The sequence below is a fragment of the Clostridioides sp. ES-S-0005-03 genome (assembly GCF_020658455.1).
Lineage (GTDB): Bacteria > Bacillota > Clostridia > Peptostreptococcales > Peptostreptococcaceae > Clostridioides.
Window position 1 is genome coordinate 681,474 of record NZ_JACVWI010000001.1, and the last position, 23,688, is coordinate 705,161.

The following is a 23,688-nucleotide window of genomic DNA, read 5'->3' on the forward strand; positions in this document are numbered from 1 at the left end:
AAAAAAAAGAGCAACTTAATATTAAATATAGTTGTTCTTTTTTTATTTACATTAAATTTTATATAAGAATATCATATATATTTATTAATCAGCTATGTATGAACAGCAATAGTCAACAACTTCATTAACTTTTAAATCAAAACTTGAATCAGAAGGAACATTAAATTTTTGCCCTTCTTTATATGTCACAAATTCATTGCTTCCAGGTAGTTTTACATCCATGCTTCCAGCAAGCATTTCCATTATTTCTTCTTCTCTAGTAGAAAAAGTATACTCTCCAGGTAACATCAATCCTAAAGTTTTTCTTTCTCCATTAGGAAATATTATTACTCTACTACTTACTTTACCATCAAAATAAACGTTTGCTTTTTTTACTGCAGTAACATCTTTAAATTCACTCATTAGACAAATCCTCCAAAATTATTTACTCATATATATTATATAGAAATAATATAAAAATTGCTATATATTTACAAATAAAATTTAGTATTTATAAAAAAAATTAATAAAGATAAAATAAGAAAAAATTCATATTTTTATTATATTGACTTCGCAATTTTATAAATATAATATGAAAAGTACTTAGGAGAAGTACCATATGCTACACATCAAAAACATAAAGATAGTGTATAATCTAAATATGTTATACAATCTAAAGTTTATAATTATAGAAAGAGGGGATAGGCTTGTCAAAGAGAATATTGGTCATAGAAGACGATATAGATATCCAAAATATAATAAAAACATTTTTAGAAAATGCAGATTATACTATCATAACAGCAAATAATGGTCTTGATGGAATTGAAAAGTTTAAAAAGCAACAATTTGATTTGATTTTATTAGACATACTGATGCCAAAAATAGATGGCTTTGTAGTTTGTGAAATAATAAGAAATGAATCTAATATTCCAATTATTATACTTACAGCATTGGATGAAGAAACAGACCAAGTAAAAGGATTTGAATTAAAAGTGGATGATTATATTACAAAACCATTTTCTACAATTGTTCTTCTAAAAAGAGTAGAGGCAGTATTAAGAAGAACTGGGGATAAGGAAGAAAATCATGAAGATAGAGAATTTTTATCATATAGAGATATCAATGTTGATGTTGAAGGATATAAAGTTTTTATTAATGGTAAACAGATTGAATTGACTGCTAGAGAATTTGAAGTTCTAAAGGAACTAATAGAACACAAGGGGCGTGTACTTACTAGAGAAAATTTAATAAATAGCCTGTGGAAATATGATTTTTTAGGAGATGAAAGGGTTGTAGATACACATATAAAAAATCTTAGAAAAAAGCTTGATGTGAATTACATAGAAACAATAAGAGGGGTAGGATATAGGATTGATGTATTGGATTAAGAAAAGTCTAAATAGAAAAGTTTTTTTAAGTACAACTTTGATACTTATTTTATCCTGTACACTAATTTACATATTTATCATGATGTCAATGCCCAAAACATATAAATCATACTTAACAGATGATATCAAAAAAAATCTGAATGAATTTGTTAAAGTTATTGAGAAGACTAAATATGAGGATTCTACACTTAAATTTTATGATTTTATAATTGAAAATAATGTGTCTATTAATTTAATGAAAAATGGAAAATCAGTAGAAATACCATCTAATATAAAGTATGGGAAATTAGGTGATGAAAATATTATATCAAATAAGAAGCAAAGAACCATATTCAATGAAGATAATTTTTTATATAATTACCTAAATAATAATCAAATTTCGGGAAGTAGTTATGTAAGTGCCATATCCACTGATATTACATTTAAAAATAGTTCAGATAAATATATTCTCTCTGTTATGCCAAAATTGATGGTAGTTGATGAAGCTTCTATGGTTTTATTAAAATTGATACCAGTAGTTACAATAATGATTTTGATAATATCACTAGTTACTTCATTTATTTATTCTAGAGTAATTACAAAACCTGTTGTCAAGATAAGTAATACTTCAAAAAAAATTGCACAGATGAATTTAGATGTTAGATGTGATGTAGAAAGTGATGATGAAATAGGCTCTCTTGCTTTAAGTTTAAATGAGCTTGCACATAATTTATCAAGCACACTTAATAATCTTGAGCATGCAAATTTAAAGCTTCAAGAAGACATTGAAAAGGAAAGAAAGAATGAAATAAGTAGAAGAACTTTTTTTGCAGCAGTATCTCATGAGTTAAAAACACCAATTACGATTATAAAAGGTCAACTTGAAGGCATGATATACAATGTTGGCATGTATAAAGATAGAGATACTTATTTAAGACATTCACTTAAAGTAATAGAAAGTATGGAAGAAATGGTACGTGAAATTCTCGATATTTCTCGTATGGAGTCATCTGGATTTAAATTAAATACAGTAGAAATTAATATGAGTTCATTAGTACAGAAATCAATACAAAATTACTTAATATTAGCAGAAAATAAGAATATAGATGTTATTACTGATATAGAAAAAAATTTATACTCTTTTGTAGATATAAAATTGATGAAAAAAGCTATTTCTAATATTATTAACAATTCAATTAAGCACTCAAAAAATGGTGTTTTGGTAAGTATAAAATTGTATAAGAATAATGAATGTGGAGTTTTTGAAGTTGAGAATTCAAATACATTTATAGAAGAATCTGAGATAGAAAATATTTTTAATCCTTTTTATCGTGTAGATAAGTCACGAAGTAGACAATCTGGTGGAAGTGGTCTAGGATTGTATATTATTAAAGTTATATTTGATATGCACAAGGTCAAATATAAAATTGAAAATACATCAGTAGGTGTAAAATTTACAGCTATATTTCCTATCGCATTAAAAAATACATTGCAGTAAATATTTTATAAATAAAATAACCCTATACTAAAATTTTAAGGTTAAATTTAAATTTTAGTATAGGGTTATTTTGAGTATAAGAATGTATTTAAAAAGTATTTAGCTACCATATAAAAAACAAGATAAGAACATATTAACTACATACTTCATTTATATAATAAAAAATGTAATAAGAAACTAAAAAACGTGAAAGGTGAGTGAAACATGAAAATTGATGTTAAAAATTTAAATATGACTTATAGAGCAGGGAAGGAAGCACTAAAAGATATAAATATAAGTCTTGAAAGTCCAAATTTGATAGGCTTACTTGGTCCTAATGGAGCAGGTAAGAGTACTTTAATGAAACTTTTGACTTCAAGAATACTTCAAACTTCAGGTCAGATTTTAGTAAATGGTAAACCCCTTAAACAGAATGAAACAGATTTAAAAAGTAAATTAGGATATTTACCACAAGAATTTGGTTTGTATGATGAGTTGACAGTGTATCAATTTCTTGAGTACATGTCAGTTTTAAAAGATATTAATAAGAACACAAAAAAGATAATAGAAGAAGTTATTAGCCAAACTAATTTATTAGAAAAGAGAAATTCAAAGATTAAGACCCTATCAGGTGGTCAAAAACAGAGAGTTGGAATAGCTCAAGCAATAATGGGAAATCCAGAGTTATTAATACTAGATGAACCTACAGTCGGACTAGACCCTGAGGAGAGAATAAACTTCCGTAATTTATTTTCAAAAAACTCAAGAGATAAGATTGTAATATTGTCCACACATATTATAGAAGATGTTCAGTCTGTATGTAATAGATTAATAGTAATAAATAAAGGAAATGTGCTCTTTGATGGAAGTTCTGAAGAGTTAATTAAAAAAGCGGAGGGACATGTTGGAGTTTATGAAGATAAAAATGGAAAAATACATAGCAATAAAACAAGCAAATTTAAAGTTACATCAAGTATTCTTACTACAACAGGGACTTCATATCGTATTGTAAGTCATAAGCTTCCAGAATTTGCGATACCTGTAGAACCATCATTAGAGGATGCGTATATGTTTTTAATATCTGAGGAGGAGATAAAGTAATGCAATCAATTAAATTTATCAAAGATGAGATAAAGAGGATTTTTAGCTCAAAGATTACATGGACTTTCATAGTAGTAATAGCACTGATACCAGGTCTATCAATAATAATGTATGAAAATCCTGGATTATTGCTCCAAGGTAGTTCAGGACAATCACTTAGTTTGAGTATACCTGTTTTACTTAATCCAGCAAAGTTAGGGGCTTTAATAGGTACAGTTTTATTCTCAATGTTTACAATATATGAGATGGATAGTATTTATAGAAACAAAACCAATGGTATCATAGAAACTATTATGGATGCTAAAAGTTTAAATTTAGCTAGAGTGATTTCTATTCTTGTATCAACTATAGTATCTGTAATAATTTCGATGATTACATGTTTTCCATATTCTATCATTAAGATGGGTGATAATTTTAGTTTAAGTACTTATCTTATAAACTATTTAGTTTTAATGTTACCAGCCTTATTATTTGGTATTTTACTTTCAGCAGGATTTTATTCTATAACAAGACGTATTGATTTAAGTATGATTATACTCCTTGTTCTAGTATTTTTATCTATAAATATAAAAGATAGTTATCTTATTGATTGGGTACAGACAAAAGTTACTATTTATTCTGATAGCTTTGGGAATACTTTGCAATTAAAAGCTTTATGTTGGAATAGACTACTTTGGAGTTTTATATCAATATCAACGTATTTATTAGGTGTGATATGCACAAGAAAATATGAAAAAAATGTTTTTTCATCTATACTAATTAATATGAAAAAGGTATTACTATCAATTTTAACTATAGTATTAATTGCAGGTTCTTATAGTGTATATGCATTTGAACCATATTATGATGATACTCCTCCACCTAAAATGGAAAAGGTATCAGATAAGAAGTCTGGCTCAGGTGCTGTTATGTCTACTGGTGCTGATGAAAAGCTAAATAAGAATATAAAATTACTTGATTCAGATCTTGATATAAAAATAAATCCTAAAAAGGCAAGATTAGATGGCAAAATACAATACACTATGGAAAATACTAGTGGAGAAAATCAAAACTTGGAATTTGATTTAAATCCTGGATACGATATTAAAGATATTAAGATAAATGGTAAGAAAGCTAAATATGATATTTCTAAGAAGAAACAAGCAGAAGGAAGACTTAGTTTGAATATACCTAAAGAAAAAAATCTTAAAATTGAAATTGAGTATGGAGGGAAATTAATAAACAATCAACTATTTGAAACTATTCTTGCAGGAGATACAATAAGTAAAGATAAGGTTGAGTTACGTAGTAAAGGTTCAATATTTCCAAAACCTAAAGTTGATGCTATGAATACAATGGAATCGATGATTAATGGTAATATAACTCTACCTACTGGAATAACACCTGTAGTAAGTGGAATCAGTACAGAAAAGGTAAAAGGTGATAAAAAGGATAATGAATGTACATGGAAATTTAGCACAAGAGGAATAATGTTGACTATAATAGCTGCAGACTATGTAAAAAAAGATATAAAAGCAGGTGGGATTGATGTGCAATTTTACTATAATAGAAAGCATGGAGATAAAATAAATAAAATGAATGCAGAGAAAATTATAAAAGATTCTATCAATTTCTATACAAAACAATATGGAGAAGTAGAACGTTATAAAGTTATTCCGCTTAAGCTAGTAGAAGGAGGAGCCTCATCAGGACAGGTAACTGGAGGAAAAGCACATGAGAATATAAGTTATATGGATGAAAGTATTTTCAACCCAGATGTATTTGATACTCACATAGGAGAGGGAGAAAATGGATCTGAAGTTTTGGCTCATGAAATATGCCACCAGTGGTGGGGGATTATAGTACAAGTTGACCAAATGACACCTCCTTGGTCACCAGAAGGAATAACAAATTATGCAACTAATAAGTTCATGGAATACGAGTATGGAAAAGAGTATAGTAAAAAAACTATAGATAATTGGAAAGAAGAAAATGATAAGCTTAAGAGAAATTTCTATATGAATAATCCGCAGTATTTGGAAAAATTGCCTGAAAATTATGTATTCAATATTTTATCACCTAATTCTATGAGACTTCTATATAACAAAATGCCATTACAAATTTTGAAGGCAGAAGAGATTTTAGGACAAGATAAGTTTGAAGCTATTCTTAAAGACTTATATAACAAATATAAGTACAATATATTAAAATATGATGATTTCTTAAAGGCTTGTAATCTTACAGGGGAGGAATTGAATTTTGAATAATTTAAAAATAATAAAATATGAAATGAAGAGATTGTTATTCTCTAAGGTATATTTGGTTTTAATATTAATAACAGGATGGTTCTCCTACCATGTCCTTAAGACAAAGACAATCTATGGTTTAAACGACACAGCACCATTTTCAGAGTGGAGTTATTCTGGTTTTTTACTTGATGTAAATCCATTTTTACTAGTTATAGTTCTTGTGTTTTGCACGTACATCTTTTCAAAGAGAGAAGAAGCTGTAAGGACAATTACTATGAGCACTAAGATAAAACCTACAACATATTTTTGCTTAAAAAGTGTTACAATAGCAGTTGTGTATCTTCTAACAGTTGCAGTTGTAATTGCAATAAGTTTTATTTTTTACAATAGATTATTTCAATTTAATGATTTTAGTCAATTTATAAAACCTATAATTCTAATTTTAATACCATCTGTGTTATTTATATCAGGTATGGGCATGTTTATTGGTAATATAAATGGAAACTTTCTATATATTTTTATTCCAATAATATTTCTTATAACAAATTCTGGTACACTATCTATTATATCTGGTAAAAATCTAGTGAACTCTATACTAGAGAGTAAAGTTGCAGACACGATGGGTAATCTTGCATTTGATATTCCACAGAGATTTGTAATAAGTAGAATAGCTTTGGTGATTATAGGTATAGGCTTAATAGTTATTGTATGCAAAGCATACAATAAAACTAAAATTAAAGCTTAGAAGGGTATTACAAAGAGTAATTTAGTTAAACTTCATAAAAATTGTAGCATTCTTATTTAAGGACTAAGAGTAATGTGTACAAATTAAAGTTTAGAAAGAAAACTGACTATGAAAAAACACAATATAATTATTAAAATTAAATACAACTAGAAATAAATCAAAGATAATCTAAAAGAGTATGTTTTAATCTATGATTTCATGGATTTTAGTACATACTCTTTTTATTGAGTATATGAATATTGAGTATATGAATTAAGTAAGGTATGTACAATAAAATTTTTTATTATAATTCTACAGAAGGTTCCTCAATTAATTTTCCACATACATATCTATGAATAATATTTCTGTCATCACCAACATAGATAAATCTTTCAAGTCTTTCAAGTATAGAGTAACTGTCATGATTTAAATCTGAATCATCAATAATTAATGCATCAAAATCATAATTTTCTTCAAAGCTACCAACTTTTCCAAAAAAACTTCCTCCACTTTTAGTTGCAATATAAAAAGCCTCAGATAACGATAGGAAATTACATTTCTTATTAGAATTTACCCAGTATAATTTAGATAGCTGGATTGCAGATACTATTGCTTTAAATATTGACAATGTATGACCACCACTTATATCTGAACCAAGAGCTAGTTTAATATTATTATCAAGTAATTTTCTAATAGGCATGGCTCCACTACCAACATTAAAATTAGAAGCAGGACAATGAACAGCCATAACCTCATTTTCTTTCATTAAATCTATTTCTTCTTGAGAGCAGTGAATACAATGAGCCATTAATGTAGGTGTTTGACCAAATAAATTGTATCTATTGTAGGCATCTCCGTAAAATTTAGATTCAGGTTCTAAACTTTTAACCCATTCAATTTCATCATGGTTTTCAGATAAATGTGATTGTATAGGAACATTATACTTTAAACATAAATCTCCTAATTCCCTTAAGAGATTACTTGTACAACTAGGTATAAATCTAGGAGTTATAATTGGTTTTACAATAGAATTTATGTCACTGTATTTGTTTATTATTTCTTCTGTATCGTTGATAGAATCCTCAGTATTTTCTAGTAGAGTGTCAGGACAATTCATGTTCATATTTACTTTACCAACATATGCTCCAAGACCAGCTTCTTTAAAAATATCCATAAGTTTCATAGATGCTTCTTTATGTACTGTTGCAAATACAGCTATTCTAGTAGTACCTGATTTCCATACTTCTTTTACAAATTTTTTATACATCTTTGTAGCATATTCTATATCTATATACTTTGATTCTTCTGGGAATGTATAAGTTTCAAGCCATGGTATAAGTTCCTTGTCCATAGCCATGCCTAAATTTCTAAACTGAGGTGCATGGCAATGAAGGTCGTTCATACCAGGTATTATAAGTTTATCAGTATAGTCTACGATTTCTGAGTTTTTATATTCTTTAGGTATATCTTTAAAGACACCTTTTACTTTGCCTTTGTTTAGTATAATGTAGCTATTTTCAAATACTGTGAAAGTATCTGAAGTCTTTGTAAAAATTATATTTCCTTTTATTGCTTTTAACATATAGCTCTCCTTAGTTTTAAATTTGTTAGCTTTAATATATAAGTAAATATATAGGGTTTATTAATTAAAATTTTACCCTATGTATTATATCAAATCTGAGTTATAAATACTATTAAATAATAATAAATATTATTGAATTTGAGAGGATGAAAATAATGAAACAATACAAATGTATTGGTAAAGGAAATACATCTAAAATTTATGATTATGGAGAGAATAAAATAATAAAATTATATAAAAGTGAAATTTCAAAGGATTCTTACATTAGGAAATTTTGTATTACAAAAAATATATTAGGAATTAATAAGATTATAATATATGGCAAAATGAACAAGATTTATCATATATTATAATCATGTTAGAGACATCTATTGGTAGGAGTATTCTCTTTATAAGTGGATTAAAAAAATATTAGGTACATTACTTAACAGTTTTTAAAATCGATTTAAATGAATCTTTTTTATGACATAAATTGTACAATATACAATTTCCTTTTATTGTATTTCATTAATTTAATTTTGGTACTATATTTCACTATAAGCATTAAATTTTAAGGAATAAATTGGAATAATGCATTTAAAATATGATTAGTAAAATTAGTTTAAGACTATTATCTATCTTATGGGTTTATATTCCATTTTAGATTCTTCATCAGTTCTCTCAATTTTAAAAATGACAGGACGAATTCCATCATTACAGGAGCATATAGCCACTCCTTCTTTATCTATCCAATCTCCATAGTAAAATTTTTCACTACCATGAGATAAAGCAAATACATATTGATACATTGCTTTCCATGCTTCGTCACATAATTTTTCAGGTTTAGCAAAATCTCCAAAAAATACTTCTCCTACTTTATGCATAGGGCATTTTCCAATACCTTTACATCCATACTCATCTGCTAAATCTTTATGGAATGTTGTTTTTATTACTTCTATTTTACATTTTTTCATGAAAGTCATCTCCTCGTAATTTGTAACTTTTATTTATATAAGTATATGTGCTATCTTATATTTAAACAAGTATTTACTTTTAAGTAAGGTACTAACATTTAGGATAGTATCTTTATTATAGGATGGTGATTAAATGAGTATGAAAAACTATAATACATCTGATTTAACTAATATAACTTCTACACCATTTGGATATACTCTTTCAATTATTGGAGGAAAATGGAAGATGATTATAATGTTTTGGTTAGTCGAGTATGATGTATTACGTTATGGAGAACTTAAAAGATGTATTGGTTCAATAACTGATAAGATTCTCAATAATCAGTTAAAAGAATTGGAACGAGATGGTATTATCATACGCAAAGAATATCCTCAAATTCCTCCTAAAGTTGAATATTCACTTTCCAAAAGGGGATTGTCATTAATGCCTATTTTAGAAGAAATGTGTAAATGGGGTGAAAATAATAAACTCAATTTGTAAAATAAAAGCCCAGTAAAGATTTTGCTGGGCTTTTATTTTATAAATTAGAAATGCTAAAGTTAATTTACAGGTATATAATTTTCTGTGATTAATACTTTGAAAATCACTAATTAAAATCTTTATTAGTGATATTTTTTAATATAAATTAAATAAAAAAATAAAAAATATATCTAAATAAAATGATTATTTTTCTTGAATTTTTTATATAAATATGGAAATTTGTCTAGTTATACATTTTTATTGACCAGTTATGCAATTGATATTGAATATTCTAAATATTGATGTTACTTTATATATGATTTAAGTACAATAGGGGGATATTTTATAAATATGATTTGCGTTATAGATAGATAAAATTTGGAGTAGTAAAAACTTAGATTCATATTTGATGAAATTGTAGAATATGTGTATAGAATGATTCTTGTGTTTCAAGAGAATATAAAGGATGTAATTTGTATAGTTGTTTTATTTTATAGTATATACTTTTAGATTATATAGTGAAAAAGTAAAGATGTACTCCCAATACATCTTTACTTTAAAATAAGTTATAGTTACTTGAAAAGTATAAAAAATTATATAGTTATTTAAGGTAGAAAATCTAAAAAGGTTTTTCTAGAAAATGAAACTTAATTTTAATTATATCTACTTACTAACAATAAAACTTGATATAAACAAGATTCAACTACAGTTTCTCCATATTCTGATATAAAATCATCTAATTGTGTATCTATAAAATTACAATAATCATATGAACTACTTATATAAGCAGTTAATATATGTGTACATCTGTCTATTTCTCCAATAAACATATTATCCATCCCCCTAAAAACTTTAGTAAAAATAAAAAAATTATATATGTGCTAACTTGCTAACGTAACTTACAAAGAATTTTTTAGTACTTATCACTATAACTTTATTACTAAATTTTTCTAGTTTTACCAATTTAGCTTTTATTCTACAAGTTAATAATACTAGAATATGATTTATTATTCAACATGCTTGTTTTAGATTAAAAAATATTATAAAATTATATTTATTTTTTGAAGAATAAACTATGACAATAAGCTGATAAGGTTTACATGAATAGATTGAATTAAAGGTTTATATATTTGAATTAATTAGATTCAAAGTAGAGGATAAACTAAAAAAGTATTCAGGATATATTATTAAAATGAATGTAAGAATAAATAAAGTGAGATGCTAGAATATTAAAATTAACAATAATATAAAAAATAAAATTTATTGTTAGTAAGAACTTTAAGATAGATATTTTAAAACGGATATAAAAACTAATTGATTTACTTATAGATATTTAAAAGATATAAAGAGCTTGTAGATAGCTCTTTATATCTTTTTTGTTATGCTAAAAAATTTTAAGAGACAACAAAAAAGATAAGAGCATATCTATAACACATATATATGTTCTTTTATAAAAATAAATAAAACAATGTAATTAAATTTAGTTAAACTGTATTATTTATATGTAATATCTTGATTATTAATAATAAAGTTTTTATATTAAAAAAATTCCTTTTAAATATAGAATGCAATTTAAGTCACTATTTGATAATTTTTCCACAATATGGGCAATAAGTACTATTCTTTACAAGTTCCATTCTTGAATCTAAATAATGATTACAATTTGGGCAACGATAAAATTTCCAATCAATAAAAATACCAACAAGTACAAAAATAATTGATACTATATAATTTTCTATAAAAAAGATAAATGCTGCTCCAATAATAAACATAGCCATAGATGTTAAGAAGATTATTTTTAATTTTGTATAAATATCTATACTTTTCATACAATCACCAACTTATCTTAGATTTAATCCTATTAATAAAAGTATATCAAGTTTATTATAAAAAATGTAAACTAAAAAATTACAATAAAAATAAGTAGCGAATAAAACTAAACACATAATTTAAGTTTTATTTAAGGTTAGAATTATATTGATATAAGATTTAAGTTTTATTATGTATATAAATAAAAAGCAATTAAAAAGACTTAGGAGGAAATGTATATTGATAAGTTGGGAAATAAAGAAATTGATTAAATCTAAGAGCATGTTGATATCTTTAGGGATATTAATATTCATATTATTAATCAGTATATTTGTTAAACCTGTTTTAGAAACAGAAGATTATTATATTGATGAGAAAAAAGGTCATATAGAATATACAAGGAATAGAACAGATATAGCTAATGATAAATTTCAAAAAAAACTTGATATTTTAAAACAACTTTCAAATCAAACATATAGTGATAAATTTTCTAAAAAGATTAAATCCATGTCAAAAGAAAAACTTGATAATCTAAATGTTGATGAATATAAAAATGTTGACTTTTGGAAGGTATTTAATTATAGAGCCACAAATTCACTTATAAATATAGGGATGTTGATTGTCATAATCATAACTGTATCAAATCTTTATACAGATGAAGTAATTTCTTCAGTAAAAGATATTATACTATCATCAAAAGAGAAGGAAAAGGCATTAAAATCTAAAATAGTTATTGCTATATTTATACCATTAGTAATTTATTTTGTTTATTTAATCTGGATATTTATTATAACCTGCATACAACAAGGATTACCAATTAATGGTGACTTAGAATCGTTTAGGATAGTAGACAATATAGCTACATTGAAAGCAAATTCAAATATAACCAATTATGTAATATCAAATATAGCTATAGATATTTTAATGTTTGAAGGATGGGCAATGATAGCTATGTTAGGTTCTTTTATTAGCAAATCTTCAATATCATCAGTAGGTTTTCTTATTTTAAGTATAGCTGTAGCTAAAGTGATGTCAGTAGTTCACATATTACCTAAAGGATTGCTTTCGATTATTTCAACGGTAAATTACTATGATTTAATATTTGGATTTAATAAAATAATAGGAAATTATTTAGGTGATATTAGAATATTTAAAATGAATATAGATATTGTCAATCTATCAATAGGACTTTTAGTAGTAATATTTTTAGGTATAATGACTTTGTGTTTCTCAGTAATAAAGTCAAAGTATATAAATAGATAAAAGGGGAATTAAAATGAATAAATTAGAAGTTAAAAATATTTCAAAGATATATGGAAAAAAAGTAGTAAATGATAAAATTACAGTTACATTAGAAAATGGAGTTTATGGTCTTTTAGGACCAAATGGAGCAGGAAAATCCACTCTAATGAAACAAATAACCACACTAATAAAACCTGAGAGTGGGCAAATACTTTACAATGGTAAGGATATATTTAATATGGATGATGATTATAGAAATATTTTAGGATATTTACCACAAGAATTTGGAGTATATAAAAACTTTACAGCTAGACAATTTTTACAATATATAGGAGCGTTGAAAGGTCTAAAAGGCAGAAATTTAAATTGTAGGATAGATGAATTGTTAGAGTTAGTAGGTCTTTATGATGTCAGAAATAAGGCTATAGGAAAATTCTCTGGAGGTATGAAAAGAAGAGTTGGCATAGCACAAGTTTTATTAAACAATCCTAAAATAATAGTACTTGATGAACCAACAGCAGGACTTGACCCACAAGAAAGAGCGAGGTTTAGAAATCTAATAGCAAAAATATCAAGGGATAAGATAATAATTCTTTCTACTCACATAATTTCAGATATAGAATCAGTTGCAAAAGAAACAATAATGATTAAAAATGGTAAACTTCTTATGAAAGGAACATATAAAGAAATATTAAATCATATGCAAGATAAAGTTTATAATATTCAAGTTGAAGATGAGTGTGATATTGATGAGATTCAATCTAAATATAAAGTTATAAGTATTCAAAGTGATGTTAATTCAATAGTAATTAGAGTTGTGTCAGAAAATACTCCAACTGAAGCTAATGTACAACTAGTTCAAGCAAAATTTGAGGATGTATATATGCTTTACTTTGATTTAGAAGATGCAAAGGAGATATAACAGATATGATAAATTTAGTTAAAGCAGAAATAATAAAAGCCTTAAAATTAAAAAGTGTTTGGATGCTTTGGATATTTTTACTATTATTTGGGTTTGTATTGATTAGAAAATTTAATGTTTTTGACACATATTCAGATATATTTTATAAAATAGAGGGTTCTATACCTTTAATAGGGTTGATAATGTTTATAATAACTTCTGGAAACTATACAAAAGAATATGATTCTAATATGACAAGTCTAATAAATACAACTAAAAATGGGAAAAAGTCAGTAGTAGTATCAAAAATAATAGCTAATGGATTGACTTTGTCCATGATTAACATTTCTTTTGTATTATTGGTTGGGATTAGAGGATTTAGTTTTTTTGAATTTAAAAATTTGAATGAACCAATTAAGAACTTATGGTATTTTAGTAATAGTAATTTAAATCTTACAGTAATACAAATGTACTTGATTGTTATAGTATCAGTCATTTTTGGTTCTTTCATATTTGCACAAATAGGACTAGCACTTTCTTCAATATTTAAATCAGCTGTAATGCCTTTCATATTAGGAGGCTTAATTATGGCTGTTCCATACTTTATTACAGGTTTTATACCAGATAATGCTATAAAATTTGTTTCTATTACTCCAAACTGGATTATGATGAGTCAACAAATTGTTAAGTATAATGTACCAAATACTTTAATAGGTTTATCTATATTAATCTCAATCATATTGATAATAATATTAACTAAAATAACATATAAAAATTTTACATCAAGTAAAAGGTTTTAATTAAGAATAAAAAAGAACAATGATTTTGTTTATATATTGACTTGATTTAAAATAATATAAATAAAGCTTAGAGAAGATATATGTTAATATATAGATAAATTATCATAGGAGGTTATTTATGGAAAATAGCATTTTAGTAATAGATGATGAGGTAGAAATTTTAAAACTCTTAGAAACTGTATTTAAGAAAGAAGGTCTTAACAATGTGTATACTGCAAAAACAAGAAAGGAAGGATTGGAAGTATTTAAAAAATATAATCCTAACTTAATCATTCTGGATATTATGTTGCCAGATGGTGAAGGGTACGATATTTGTAAAGAAATAAGAAAAAACTCTAATGTACCAATCATATTTTTATCAGCTAAGACGGAAGAGTTAGATAAATTACTTGGACTAGCAATTGGAGGCGATGACTATGTTACAAAGCCTTTTAGTCCTAAAGAGGTCGCTTTTAGGGCAAAAGCTCATCTAAGAAGACTAAATTATTTTAATAAAGAACAAAATGAAAGCATAAACTCAGATAATAAAGAAAAGATTATATCATTTGGTCCATATAAATTAAATGAAAGTAGAGCAGAACTCATAAAAGATGGTAAGTCTATTGCATTATCTGCAAAAGAATTAAAAATATTGTCTTTATTTGCACACAATCAAAATCAAATTATAAGTAAAGAAAAGTTATGGGATAAAGTATGGGGTGAAGATTATATTGGATTTGATAATACTATAATGGTTCATATTAGAAAGATTAGAGAAAAATTAGAAGATAATCCTTCAAAGCCAGAATATATCCTTACGATAAAAGGACTTGGATATAAATTAGCAGTAAAGGAAGATTAGAATATGAAGTGGAAGATTACTAGAAACTTTATGTTTACAATCGTATTTGTAGTTATATCAGTGGTTATTATAAATATTGCGTCTATTTTATATGTGATTTCGACTAATAATTTTTTTAATGTTGTAGGTTCTAAAAACAGTCCTGAAGAGTTTGCTCGTTCTTTTGAAAAAGAGCTATATGAAAAAAATGGAGAGTTCAAGTTATCAAAAGCTGGCATTGAAAAATTAAAAAAATCACATTCTTGGGTACAAGTTTTAAATGACTCAGGAGAAGAATTGTATGGAGTAAATGTGCCAACGAATACTCCAAAAAAATATACTCCTTTTCAAATGGTTAATAACTACAAATATATAGAAACAGAGTATACTAATTTTGTTTTAGAAAAATATTTAGGCAACAAACATCTAAATATAATAATAGGTATGCCTAGTAGAGATGTATCGAGAATAATTTTAACTTATTCTCAAGATAATGCTAAAGCAATTTTAAATAAAATTATCACTTTGACATTGGTAATTGATGGGATGGTAGCTTTAAGCATAGGATACTTATTTAGTAGAAAACTTACAAAGCCAATATCCAATGTAATATGGAGTATTGAAACTATGGCTAACGGAAATTATAGTTTATATCTTAAAAACAGGGGAATATATGAAGAAGTTTTTGAAAATATCAATATGTTGGCTGATACATTGAGGGTAAACGAAGCAGAGAGAAAAGAAAATGAAGAGATGCGAGAGGAATGGTTAGCTAATATAACACATGATATAAATACACCACTGGCTTCTATACAAGGATATGCAGAGATAATCAATGATAAAGATTATGAATTTGTGGAAGAGGAATTACGAGAATATACAGAGATTATATACAATAAGTCCAAGTATATAAAAAATTTGGTTGATGATTTAAATTTATCAACTCGATTAAAAAATAATAGCTTAGTTTTGAACAAGAAGAAAATAAATTTAGTTAGTTTGGTTAGAAATATAATAATAGATATTCTAAATGACAATAGATATAAAAATAGAAATATTGAGTTTGTAAGTTATGAAGATTTAATTGAAGTATATGTAGATTCAATTTTATTTAGAAGAGCTATAACAAATCTCATATTTAATTCAATAGTGCATAATAAAGAAGAAACTCTGATAAAAATAGAAATAGTAAAAAAAGATACTATAGAAATTATAATAAAAGATAGTGGAGTAGGAATAAGTAAAAATGATTTAAAGCATATTTTTGAAAAATATTATAGAGGTACTAATACAGGTGAATTACATAAAGGCTCTGGTCTTGGAATGGCTATTTCTAAAGAGATAATAGAGATTCATAAAGGTAGTATTTATGTGAATAGTGAAATAGGAATAGGAACAGAAGTCGTCATAAAAATAAATCAGAAGTAGGAGATATGATATGGATTTTCTTAAAAAAGGTTTCAATGGATTTACTATTAAAATATTAGCACTGGTATTTATGACATTTGACCATATAGCAGCTTTTATGCCACAAACAATGCATATACCAGTTTGGTTTCATTGGTTAGGTAGAATATCAGCACCATTGTTTACGTTTATGGTAGTAGAAGGGTTTTGTCATACAAGCAACAAAAAAAAGTATATTGCTAGATTATATGTAGGGGCTATCATTATGGCAATAGGGAATCAAATAATTAATACTGCTTTCCAAAATCCAGAAGGTTCAATAATTATGAATAATATTTTTGCAACATTATTTTTGGTAGTAATTTATTTACAGGCTATAGAATTTATAAAGAAATTTAGAACAGAAAAAGAAAAAAGTATCTTGTGAGAGGGCTTTTGATGATAAGTGTTCCTATAATTTTAGGAATCGTTATATTAACTTTACTTTTTAGCTCAGCGGATAAAGTACTTATGTTTATTATGATTTTTGTACCAGTACCATTTTTGGTAGAAGGGGGACCAATTTTGATTGCACTGGGGATTATTTTTTATTTATGTAGAGGAAAGAAGTTTAGTTTAAGTATTTGTTATTTTTTGATGTGTATATTTATATTTGTAGCCATAGCAGGAGGAGATTATAGCTTGAAAAAATCTCTTCTAGAAAATTACCAATGGATGATGATTGCGTCACTTCCTTTTATGTTGCTTTATAATGGAGAAAAAGGTAAGAGTATGAAATATTTGTTTTATTTATACTATCCAATACATATATATATATTGTATATTTTAGGAGTGTATTTGATAAAAATCTAAGAATATAGAAGACATTGATAAGTATGGTTATTAATAACTTTCTATATTTCATACAAATGTCTATGGTCAATATATTCTACTTATTAATGACTGGCATGTTAAATAATTATGGAGTTGCTGTCTCAGCAGTATCTGGAATTGGATTGAAGATAAATACTTTTGCAGGGATGCTATGTTGGGCAGTTGGTCAAGCTGTCATTATTAAGCTTGGTTGTAACATTTATTTCCATTGTTTTTGTACAAATATTTGCAGAATCAATAGTTGTATTTTGGGGGTCTAAAAATCAAGAAGTTATTAGAGAGGGAATTGTGTATCTTAGAATTTATTGTTTAATTAACAGTTTGATTTATGCAGTAATGCATATTTATGATTCATTTGTAACTGGTATAGGTTTTACTAGTCTAGCTATGTTTAATGCATTATTAGATTCTGTAGTTATTAGACTATCCCTTAGTTATACACTAGGAACTATTTTAGAATATGGATTTATAGGCGTTTATTTTGCTCAATCTTTATCACCAATACTCCCAGCTATTATTGGGTTAATCTATTTTTATAAAAGAAAATGGAAGGGTATAACTGAGCATGTCAGAAATTAATCGTTTTAAACAGATTAAATAATAAAATAGTGGTTTCGATATAAATAGAATCAAAACCACTATTTAGGTATTATACTGCTTTCTATGCGCTATTCCATTTATTAAGTATCACTTTAATTTTAAATTAACAATTAATAAAACCAAATTATTTATTGTATAAAATTAGTCATAATTTTTTCTTCATATTGAGGGTCTTTGACTCCTGTTTTTTGCCCAGCTGAAATACACTTAAGAAGCCATGCCATGTTTTCACCTAAAGTTCTCATAGTTTGTAATCCCTCTTTATCTTTCATAACATCCTCTGGGGTAAAACCATGAACCTGATTCCAGTACTGTGATGATACAATAGGCATATTACTGATTGAGAAATATTTATTTAGTTGGTCAAATGTTGCAGTTGCTCCACCACGTCGACATGATACAACTGATGCACCAAGTTTCTTTGCCATTTTACTTCCAGCTGAAAAAAATAAGCGGTCAAGAAATGAAGTTAGTTGTCCACTTGCACCAGAATAATATACAGGTGAGCCAACAATAATACCATCAATATTATCTAGTTCTTTCGCTAACTCATTGACCTTATCATTCCAAGTACATTTGCCAGTTTGAAAGCATGATGAGCAAGCAATACAACCTGGTATTGGTTTTTTACCTAAATATAATATTTCGGTTTCAATGTCATGCTTATTTAATGTTTTAGCAACTTCATTTAATGCTGTATAAGTACACCCGTATTGGTTTGGGCTACCATTTATTAATAAAACTTTCATTAGAAATTCCTCCAGTAAAATTTATTTAATCGATATTCAAGGGTCTTTGCTTTTTCTAAAATAGGTTTTCTATGAATCTATAAGTACAGGTATATTCCATTTGTTCTTAGATTTACATTTAAAACACCTCCTATTACTAAATTTATCAGTGATATGAAACTACATTATGTTAGAAGTTTTTTATAACTTGAATTAAAGAGTAAATAAATTAAAATTTGACAATATGCTAAAGTACTAGCATTAAGTAGAATTTATATGTATTATAGCAAATTGACTTTTAATTGTTCTTACACTATAATTTTATTATAAATTAGCTAAAAGACAAGTACGCACATTTTTGTTCAATACTAACCTAAAGGAGAGTGTAGCACATGGATATGGATTGTATCTCACAAGCAGATTTAAGTGAAACAGGGTTTAGTTATACACTTTCACTGATTAATGGAAAATACAAGATGGTAATTCTCTATTGCCTTGCTGAATTTAAAGTTGTTAGATATAATGAACTAAAACGTTATATAAAGACTATTTCTTATAAGACTCTGAGTTTATCTTTAAAGGAATTAGAAGCAGATGATTTGATTATTCGTACTGAATATCCTCAAATACCACCTAAAGTAGAATACAGTTTATCAAAGAGAGGGAAGTCTTTGATTAAGATTTTAGATGCAATGTGTGAGTGGGGAGAACAGAATAGAATTTAATTTTACATTTGAAGATTGTACATATTGTAAAAGACTGTAGGTAAATTTGAATTTAAACAAATATACTTACAGTCTATATTTAAAAAAATGTCTATTTTCATTTATAATTTAAAAAATTTATTTTAGATATTTTTTATGAAATTTCACCACCAATTTCTTTTATATCATCTTTGTAGATTACACAAGCTTCTATGGCTAATTCCAAACCTTTAACTATTTCTTCTAAAGACATAAATGGTGTATTCTTTTTATCTATTATTTGAGAAGTCATGTATGGTATGTGTATGAAGCCTCCTTTTATATTAGGATATTTTTTATCTATCATGTAAAGAATTCCATACATTACATGATTGCAAACAAATGTACCTGCAGTATTTGAAACACTAGCTGGAATTTTATTTTCATTCATATGTTTTACCATAGCTTTTACAGGTAATTTTGAAAAATATGCAGGTTGACCATCTTCTTTTATAACCGTGTCTATAACCTGATTTCCTTCATTATCTTTTATTCTAAAATCATCTACATTTATAGCAACTCTCTCAGGTGTAATATCAAATCTACCTCCTGCTTGTCCGACTGATATTACTATATCAGGGTTGTGTTTTTGAATAGCTTTATCTATTGCTTCAACAGATTTTGTCATAACTGTTGGTATAGTTATTTTTATAATTTCTGAGCCATTTATATTATCTTTGACCCTTTCGACAGCTTCTTGAGCGGGATTAATTGGTTCTCCACCAAATGGGTCAAACCCTGTTAATAAAACTTTCATTATTTTACCTCCTATTTATATCAAAATCCTAAAAAATACATTACTAATATGTGTGCTACAATTAATATTAAAGCAACTGGTGCTTGATACTTTATAACAACATAATCATTTTTACATTCAAGTAAAGCTGCTGGAACTATATTAAAATTAGCTGCCATTGGAGTAAGTAGAGTTCCACAATATCCTGCTGTTAATGCTAATGCTCCAATTATAGCAGGATTTCCACCTTGAGACAATACAAAAGGAATTCCAATTCCTGCCGTTATGACTGAAAATGCAGCAAATGCATTTCCCATTATCATAGTAAATATAACCATACCCAATACATAAGCTATAACGCCAAATAATCTATTGTCAGTAGGAACTACTCCTGATATCATACCTGAGATAACTTCGCCAACTCCAGCTTGAGTAAACAAAGCACCTAATGCAACCAAAAGTTGTGGTAGCATGCTAGCTGGTCCCATTTGTTGCAATAATCTTGAACCATCATGAACTGAGGTAGATGATTTTGATTTGGTTATTATAAGAGCAGATATTAGTGCAATTATTGAACCTACACCTATTGCAAACTGTGAAGAATTATCGAAATTAGAAAGACTCATAGCTACAATTACTGCTGCAAAAGCTAATATTAATGATGGTATGAATATTTTATTTTTAAGTTTGTCTGCCTGTTCTTTCCCAAAATTTTCATTTGGCTCTTCGTATTTTGCAAATATGACTTGTTTAGTAAGTGTTAATAAACTAGATAATATTAGTATGATTCCTATTATATTAGCTGGAATTAATCTTCCAAATATAAATGGTAGTGATATTAGTATCCAAAATAATGATGTACCGTATTTTTTATTATTGTCTATTGTAGTAAAAGACCTGTATGCTATGACAATCATTAAAAGCCCCATTAATGCATAAAAAATTTCTAATGATATGTTTATAAAATTTTGCACTTTTATACCTCCTAAATAAATCTATCTCTTATGACTTTTATTTAATTTTTTATCATATAGAGTAAATTGGATTGTGGCAGCTATAAATGCTATTACGGCCATAATGATATTAGCTTTTACAATCTCAATTCCAGTTACATTATATCCAAATTGAGTAAGAGTAGATGCTATAAGTAAAACTCCACTGCTACCTGCAAATAAGTTTTGACCATAGAAGTTACCATAGTTTTCTGATGCAGCAGATAATGCTTTTATAGCTTCTTCGTCTGATTCTTTTAATTCATCACTATTGCTTAATCCAGCAGCTTGTGCCATGGGGTTAACAAGTGGTCTTACAAATTGAGGATGTCCACTCATTCTTATTGATAAGGCTCCAGCTATTTGTCTAGCAAACATATATATACTCAGTACTTTTCCTGTTGTGAGTCTTTGTAATTTTTCTATTAGAGAAACTGCTCTTTGTTTTAATCCATATCTTTCTAAAACACCAATTACAGGTAATGTTAGTATAAACAATGACACACCTCTATTTGAGACAAAAGAATCTCCTAGAGTTGTAAAGATTTGGTTAAAATCTAATCCTGCTACAAGTCCTGTTGCTATTCCTGCTAATAATACAGTAAATAATGTATCAATTTTAAGTATAAATCCAATCACAACTATTAATATACCAATCAGTTTTATCATCAATTATTCTCCTTCCATTTTTTCTATTTTGATTTAATTTTACTAAATAAATAAATTTAAACTCTTTTTATAGTATTTACGTTAATATGACTATTATTATAAAATTTAATAAAAAATAAGAAAGTAACTTTAAAATACTTATTTTAAAGTTACTTTCTTATTTTTATTTTGGTTTATTTAAAGTTTTTATTTTAAAGTAATTTGACAAGAAGACTGCTTTTTTTTAAAATAGTGTCGATTTCTTTCGTATCAATTTGTTTGATTGTTTTTATGTAGTCTGGTTTTATAGGATGAGTACCTATGTATTTTTCAAATAACATAACATCATGCCAACTACCAAACTTATATCCTGTATTATGATAAATTCCACATAGTTTGAAACCAAAGTGTTGGTGAAGTCTTTCGCTTTTAATATTAGGCGATGCAATGCTAACATATAAGTTTTGAATATTTTGTAATTTTAATATATCTATTATTGAATTATAAAGAGCTATGCCTATTTTACAACTTACAAACCTTTCATCAATATAAATTGATAATCCAGCATTCCATTGATAAGCAGTTCTTTCATTATGTTCATGAGCATAAGTATATCCAACAATTTTTTCATCAATTAAACATACTAGATATGGATATTTTGAACAAATTGTTTTTATTCTATTTTTAAAATCACTAATATTTGGTATATCATATTCAAAAGTAATTGCTGTATTAGTGATATATGGTGTATATATTTTTAATATTTCTTCAGCATCTGTTTCCTTTGCTAGTCTGATTTTAACTTTTCCCATAAGTATCATCTCCAATGTAGTAAATATAATAGTTTTTGTTTTATAATGTTCAAGTTTAAATGTGAAAACATATTGTATACTTTATTATATTTTATATCAAAAGTTATATAAGGGAAAGTTATGTAACTTTTGATATAAAAATATATGGTAAAACATTCCATGACTTTTGAGCTCTTTGCCATAAAGTAGGGGTAGATGGGGTTGTTAACGAAGAGTATAGCTTATTTTAGTCATTAAAATTTCTTAAAAAATTATCTATATTATCCTGTGATATTTTCAAACCATTGTAATCATTTTTTGTAACTGACTTCATAATCAATTTATCAAAAAATTTCATTTTCTCTAATCTAGCTTCACCACCAAATACACTTATTGATTTTGCACTCTTTAATAATGATGATGGGAAATTACTTGATAGATATTTATCCGTCTGTTCAGAGAATGCGCAACAAAGAAAAATTCCAACTTTCTTTTGGTTTAATGACTCTATATTATCATTACAGAATGTACGAATTTCTTTTGAAACTGAACCCACATATATTGAACTTCCAATAATAACTGTATCAAATTTTGATAATTCAATTTTACTGTTTTTATCCTTAATATCAACAATAGTCACATTATTTGATAGTTTACTTTTTAATATATTTGCACAGTCTGTTGTACAACCATATTTACTTGAATATACAATAATAGTATCCATATT

27 protein-coding genes are annotated in these 23,688 nt (G+C 26.5%); 16 read left to right on the plus strand and 11 right to left on the minus strand.

The annotated features are described in order from the left end of the window. Window positions 1-84: 84 nt before the first annotated feature. Window positions 85-402: a pyrimidine/purine nucleoside phosphorylase gene (locus tag IC218_RS03205; RefSeq protein WP_227433130.1), complete on the minus strand. Its 318-nt coding sequence runs from the start codon at window positions 400-402 to the stop codon at window positions 85-87. A 284-nt stretch (window positions 403-686) separates the two neighbouring features. On the opposite strand from IC218_RS03205, the gene IC218_RS03210 reads away from it, so the two are divergent. From IC218_RS03210 to IC218_RS03230, 5 genes are all read left to right on the plus strand, one after another. Next, entirely contained in the window at window positions 687-1,367 is a 681-nt protein-coding gene (locus IC218_RS03210) for a response regulator transcription factor (protein WP_227823799.1), read from the plus strand. Then, on the plus strand, window positions 1,354-2,844 hold the full coding sequence (locus IC218_RS03215; RefSeq protein WP_227823800.1) for a sensor histidine kinase: 1,491 nt from the start codon (window positions 1,354-1,356) through the stop codon (window positions 2,842-2,844). The genes IC218_RS03210 and IC218_RS03215 overlap by 14 nt, the downstream gene beginning before the upstream one ends. Window positions 2,845-3,048: 204 nt before the next feature. Continuing rightward, window positions 3,049-3,924: an ATP-binding cassette domain-containing protein gene (locus tag IC218_RS03220; RefSeq protein WP_227823801.1), complete on the plus strand. Its 876-nt coding sequence runs from the start codon at window positions 3,049-3,051 to the stop codon at window positions 3,922-3,924. Further along, the gene (locus IC218_RS03225) at window positions 3,924-6,170 is read left to right on the plus strand and encodes a M1 family aminopeptidase (protein ID WP_227823802.1); all 2,247 of its coding nucleotides are present in this window, start codon (window positions 3,924-3,926) and stop codon (window positions 6,168-6,170) included. Before IC218_RS03220 ends, IC218_RS03225 begins: the two co-directional genes overlap by 1 nt. Next, window positions 6,163-6,897: a hypothetical protein gene (locus IC218_RS03230; RefSeq protein WP_227823803.1), complete on the plus strand. Its 735-nt coding sequence runs from the start codon at window positions 6,163-6,165 to the stop codon at window positions 6,895-6,897. Before IC218_RS03225 ends, IC218_RS03230 begins: the two co-directional genes overlap by 8 nt. Before the next feature lie 283 nt (window positions 6,898-7,180). Here IC218_RS03230 and IC218_RS03235 read toward each other — a convergent pair whose 3' ends face one another. After that, window positions 7,181-8,458, minus strand: coding sequence for an amidohydrolase family protein (locus IC218_RS03235; protein ID WP_227823804.1), 1,278 nt, complete (start codon window positions 8,456-8,458; stop codon window positions 7,181-7,183). Window positions 8,459-8,613: 155 nt separating this feature from the next. On the opposite strand from IC218_RS03235, the gene IC218_RS03240 reads away from it, so the two are divergent. Beyond that, window positions 8,614-8,811 carry a hypothetical protein gene (locus IC218_RS03240; RefSeq protein ID WP_227823805.1) on the plus strand — a complete coding sequence of 66 codons (198 nt, stop codon included), beginning with the start codon at window positions 8,614-8,616 and terminating at the stop codon, window positions 8,809-8,811. Window positions 8,812-9,072: 261 nt separating this feature from the next. Here IC218_RS03240 and IC218_RS03245 read toward each other — a convergent pair whose 3' ends face one another. Next, window positions 9,073-9,411 carry a TIGR04076 family protein gene (locus IC218_RS03245; protein ID WP_227433146.1) on the minus strand — a complete coding sequence of 113 codons (339 nt, stop codon included), beginning with the start codon at window positions 9,409-9,411 and terminating at the stop codon, window positions 9,073-9,075. A 139-nt stretch (window positions 9,412-9,550) separates the two neighbouring features. On the opposite strand from IC218_RS03245, the gene IC218_RS03250 reads away from it, so the two are divergent. Beyond that, complete coding sequence (locus IC218_RS03250) at window positions 9,551-9,892, plus strand: winged helix-turn-helix transcriptional regulator (protein WP_227433313.1); 342 nt, start codon at window positions 9,551-9,553, stop codon at window positions 9,890-9,892. Window positions 9,893-10,524: 632 nt separating this feature from the next. On the opposite strand, the gene IC218_RS03255 is transcribed toward IC218_RS03250, so the two are convergent. After that, window positions 10,525-10,701, minus strand: a complete 177-nt coding sequence (locus tag IC218_RS03255; RefSeq protein WP_227433148.1) for a hypothetical protein — start codon at window positions 10,699-10,701, stop codon at window positions 10,525-10,527. Window positions 10,702-11,451: 750 nt separating this feature from the next. Beyond that, entirely contained in the window at window positions 11,452-11,700 is a 249-nt protein-coding gene (locus IC218_RS03260; RefSeq protein ID WP_227433149.1) for a hypothetical protein, read from the minus strand. Window positions 11,701-11,920: 220 nt separating this feature from the next. On the opposite strand from IC218_RS03260, the gene IC218_RS03265 reads away from it, so the two are divergent. From IC218_RS03265 to IC218_RS03295, 8 genes are all read left to right on the plus strand, one after another. Continuing rightward, on the plus strand, window positions 11,921-12,943 hold the full coding sequence (locus IC218_RS03265; protein WP_227823806.1) for a hypothetical protein: 1,023 nt from the start codon (window positions 11,921-11,923) through the stop codon (window positions 12,941-12,943). A 13-nt stretch (window positions 12,944-12,956) separates the two neighbouring features. Beyond that, window positions 12,957-13,844: an ABC transporter ATP-binding protein gene (locus tag IC218_RS03270; RefSeq protein ID WP_227483256.1), complete on the plus strand. Its 888-nt coding sequence runs from the start codon at window positions 12,957-12,959 to the stop codon at window positions 13,842-13,844. Between the two features lie 5 nt (window positions 13,845-13,849). Continuing rightward, on the plus strand, window positions 13,850-14,623 hold the full coding sequence (locus IC218_RS03275; protein WP_227483255.1) for an ABC transporter permease: 774 nt from the start codon (window positions 13,850-13,852) through the stop codon (window positions 14,621-14,623). 118 nt (window positions 14,624-14,741) lie between these two features. Then, entirely contained in the window at window positions 14,742-15,464 is a 723-nt protein-coding gene (locus tag IC218_RS03280; protein WP_227823807.1) for a response regulator transcription factor, read from the plus strand. A 3-nt stretch (window positions 15,465-15,467) separates the two neighbouring features. Next, complete coding sequence (locus IC218_RS03285; protein WP_227483254.1) at window positions 15,468-16,871, plus strand: sensor histidine kinase; 1,404 nt, start codon at window positions 15,468-15,470, stop codon at window positions 16,869-16,871. 10 nt (window positions 16,872-16,881) lie between these two features. Beyond that, window positions 16,882-17,277 carry a TraX family protein gene (locus IC218_RS21810; RefSeq protein ID WP_255616312.1) on the plus strand — a complete coding sequence of 132 codons (396 nt, stop codon included), beginning with the start codon at window positions 16,882-16,884 and terminating at the stop codon, window positions 17,275-17,277. A gap of 11 nt (window positions 17,278-17,288) precedes the next feature. After that, window positions 17,289-17,702 carry a TraX family protein gene (locus IC218_RS21815; protein ID WP_255616313.1) on the plus strand — a complete coding sequence of 138 codons (414 nt, stop codon included), beginning with the start codon at window positions 17,289-17,291 and terminating at the stop codon, window positions 17,700-17,702. Window positions 17,703-17,861: 159 nt separating this feature from the next. Continuing rightward, a complete protein-coding gene (locus IC218_RS03295) occupies window positions 17,862-18,302 on the plus strand; it encodes a hypothetical protein (protein ID WP_227823808.1) in 441 nt (146 codons plus the stop codon). Window positions 18,303-18,451: 149 nt separating this feature from the next. Here the strand turns inward: IC218_RS03295 and IC218_RS03300 are convergent, their stop codons facing one another. Beyond that, window positions 18,452-19,072, minus strand: a complete 621-nt coding sequence (locus IC218_RS03300; protein ID WP_227483251.1) for a flavodoxin family protein — start codon at window positions 19,070-19,072, stop codon at window positions 18,452-18,454. A 371-nt stretch (window positions 19,073-19,443) separates the two neighbouring features. On the opposite strand from IC218_RS03300, the gene IC218_RS03305 reads away from it, so the two are divergent. Continuing rightward, window positions 19,444-19,776 carry a winged helix-turn-helix transcriptional regulator gene (locus tag IC218_RS03305; RefSeq protein WP_227433162.1) on the plus strand — a complete coding sequence of 111 codons (333 nt, stop codon included), beginning with the start codon at window positions 19,444-19,446 and terminating at the stop codon, window positions 19,774-19,776. A gap of 133 nt (window positions 19,777-19,909) precedes the next feature. Here the strand turns inward: IC218_RS03305 and pcp are convergent, their stop codons facing one another. The 5 genes from pcp to IC218_RS03330 all read right to left on the minus strand — a co-directional run bounded on the left by pcp (window position 19,910) and on the right by IC218_RS03330 (window position 23,685). Then, a complete protein-coding gene (gene pcp, locus IC218_RS03310; RefSeq protein WP_227433163.1) occupies window positions 19,910-20,551 on the minus strand; it encodes a pyroglutamyl-peptidase I in 642 nt (213 codons plus the stop codon). 20 nt (window positions 20,552-20,571) lie between these two features. After that, window positions 20,572-21,504 carry a DUF979 domain-containing protein gene (locus IC218_RS03315; RefSeq protein ID WP_227433164.1) on the minus strand — a complete coding sequence of 311 codons (933 nt, stop codon included), beginning with the start codon at window positions 21,502-21,504 and terminating at the stop codon, window positions 20,572-20,574. 21 nt (window positions 21,505-21,525) lie between these two features. After that, the gene (locus tag IC218_RS03320) at window positions 21,526-22,191 is read right to left on the minus strand and encodes a DUF969 domain-containing protein (RefSeq protein WP_227433165.1); all 666 of its coding nucleotides are present in this window, start codon (window positions 22,189-22,191) and stop codon (window positions 21,526-21,528) included. 191 nt (window positions 22,192-22,382) lie between these two features. Beyond that, window positions 22,383-22,982 (minus strand): GNAT family N-acetyltransferase, encoded by a 600-nt coding sequence (locus IC218_RS03325; protein ID WP_227823809.1) that lies wholly within the window; start codon window positions 22,980-22,982, stop codon window positions 22,383-22,385. 226 nt (window positions 22,983-23,208) lie between these two features. Continuing rightward, the gene (locus IC218_RS03330; protein ID WP_227433167.1) at window positions 23,209-23,685 is read right to left on the minus strand and encodes a flavodoxin domain-containing protein; all 477 of its coding nucleotides are present in this window, start codon (window positions 23,683-23,685) and stop codon (window positions 23,209-23,211) included. Between the last annotated feature and the right edge of the window lie 3 nt (window positions 23,686-23,688).

Bases quoted from the DNA above. Each gene is read 5' to 3' on its own strand.
- IC218_RS03250 (WP_227433313.1), top strand. From the start codon at position 9,551: ATGAAAAACTATAATACATCTGATTTAACTAATATAACTTCTACACCA.
- IC218_RS03320 (WP_227433165.1), bottom strand. From the start codon at position 22,191: ATGATAAAACTGATTGGTATATTAATAGTTGTGATTGGATTTATACTT.
- IC218_RS03240 (WP_227823805.1), top strand. From the start codon at position 8,614: ATGAAACAATACAAATGTATTGGTAAAGGAAATACATCTAAAATTTAT.
- IC218_RS03330 (WP_227433167.1), bottom strand. From the start codon at position 23,685: ATGGATACTATTATTGTATATTCAAGTAAATATGGTTGTACAACAGAC.
- IC218_RS03325 (WP_227823809.1), bottom strand. From the start codon at position 22,982: ATGGGAAAAGTTAAAATCAGACTAGCAAAGGAAACAGATGCTGAAGAA.
- IC218_RS21810 (WP_255616312.1), top strand. From the start codon at position 16,882: ATGGATTTTCTTAAAAAAGGTTTCAATGGATTTACTATTAAAATATTA.
- IC218_RS03255 (WP_227433148.1), bottom strand. From the start codon at position 10,701: ATGTTTATTGGAGAAATAGACAGATGTACACATATATTAACTGCTTAT.
- IC218_RS03280 (WP_227823807.1), top strand. From the start codon at position 14,742: ATGGAAAATAGCATTTTAGTAATAGATGATGAGGTAGAAATTTTAAAA.
- IC218_RS03270 (WP_227483256.1), top strand. From the start codon at position 12,957: ATGAATAAATTAGAAGTTAAAAATATTTCAAAGATATATGGAAAAAAA.
- IC218_RS03305 (WP_227433162.1), top strand. From the start codon at position 19,444: ATGGATATGGATTGTATCTCACAAGCAGATTTAAGTGAAACAGGGTTT.
- IC218_RS03220 (WP_227823801.1), top strand. From the start codon at position 3,049: ATGAAAATTGATGTTAAAAATTTAAATATGACTTATAGAGCAGGGAAG.
- IC218_RS03285 (WP_227483254.1), top strand. From the start codon at position 15,468: ATGAAGTGGAAGATTACTAGAAACTTTATGTTTACAATCGTATTTGTA.
- IC218_RS21815 (WP_255616313.1), top strand. From the start codon at position 17,289: ATGATAAGTGTTCCTATAATTTTAGGAATCGTTATATTAACTTTACTT.
- IC218_RS03205 (WP_227433130.1), bottom strand. From the start codon at position 402: ATGAGTGAATTTAAAGATGTTACTGCAGTAAAAAAAGCAAACGTTTAT.
- IC218_RS03235 (WP_227823804.1), bottom strand. From the start codon at position 8,458: ATGTTAAAAGCAATAAAAGGAAATATAATTTTTACAAAGACTTCAGAT.
- IC218_RS03225 (WP_227823802.1), top strand. From the start codon at position 3,924: ATGCAATCAATTAAATTTATCAAAGATGAGATAAAGAGGATTTTTAGC.
- IC218_RS03215 (WP_227823800.1), top strand. From the start codon at position 1,354: ATGTATTGGATTAAGAAAAGTCTAAATAGAAAAGTTTTTTTAAGTACA.
- IC218_RS03275 (WP_227483255.1), top strand. From the start codon at position 13,850: ATGATAAATTTAGTTAAAGCAGAAATAATAAAAGCCTTAAAATTAAAA.
- IC218_RS03245 (WP_227433146.1), bottom strand. From the start codon at position 9,411: ATGAAAAAATGTAAAATAGAAGTAATAAAAACAACATTCCATAAAGAT.
- IC218_RS03260 (WP_227433149.1), bottom strand. From the start codon at position 11,700: ATGAAAAGTATAGATATTTATACAAAATTAAAAATAATCTTCTTAACA.
- pcp (WP_227433163.1), bottom strand. From the start codon at position 20,551: ATGAAAGTTTTATTAACAGGGTTTGACCCATTTGGTGGAGAACCAATT.
- IC218_RS03300 (WP_227483251.1), bottom strand. From the start codon at position 19,072: ATGAAAGTTTTATTAATAAATGGTAGCCCAAACCAATACGGGTGTACT.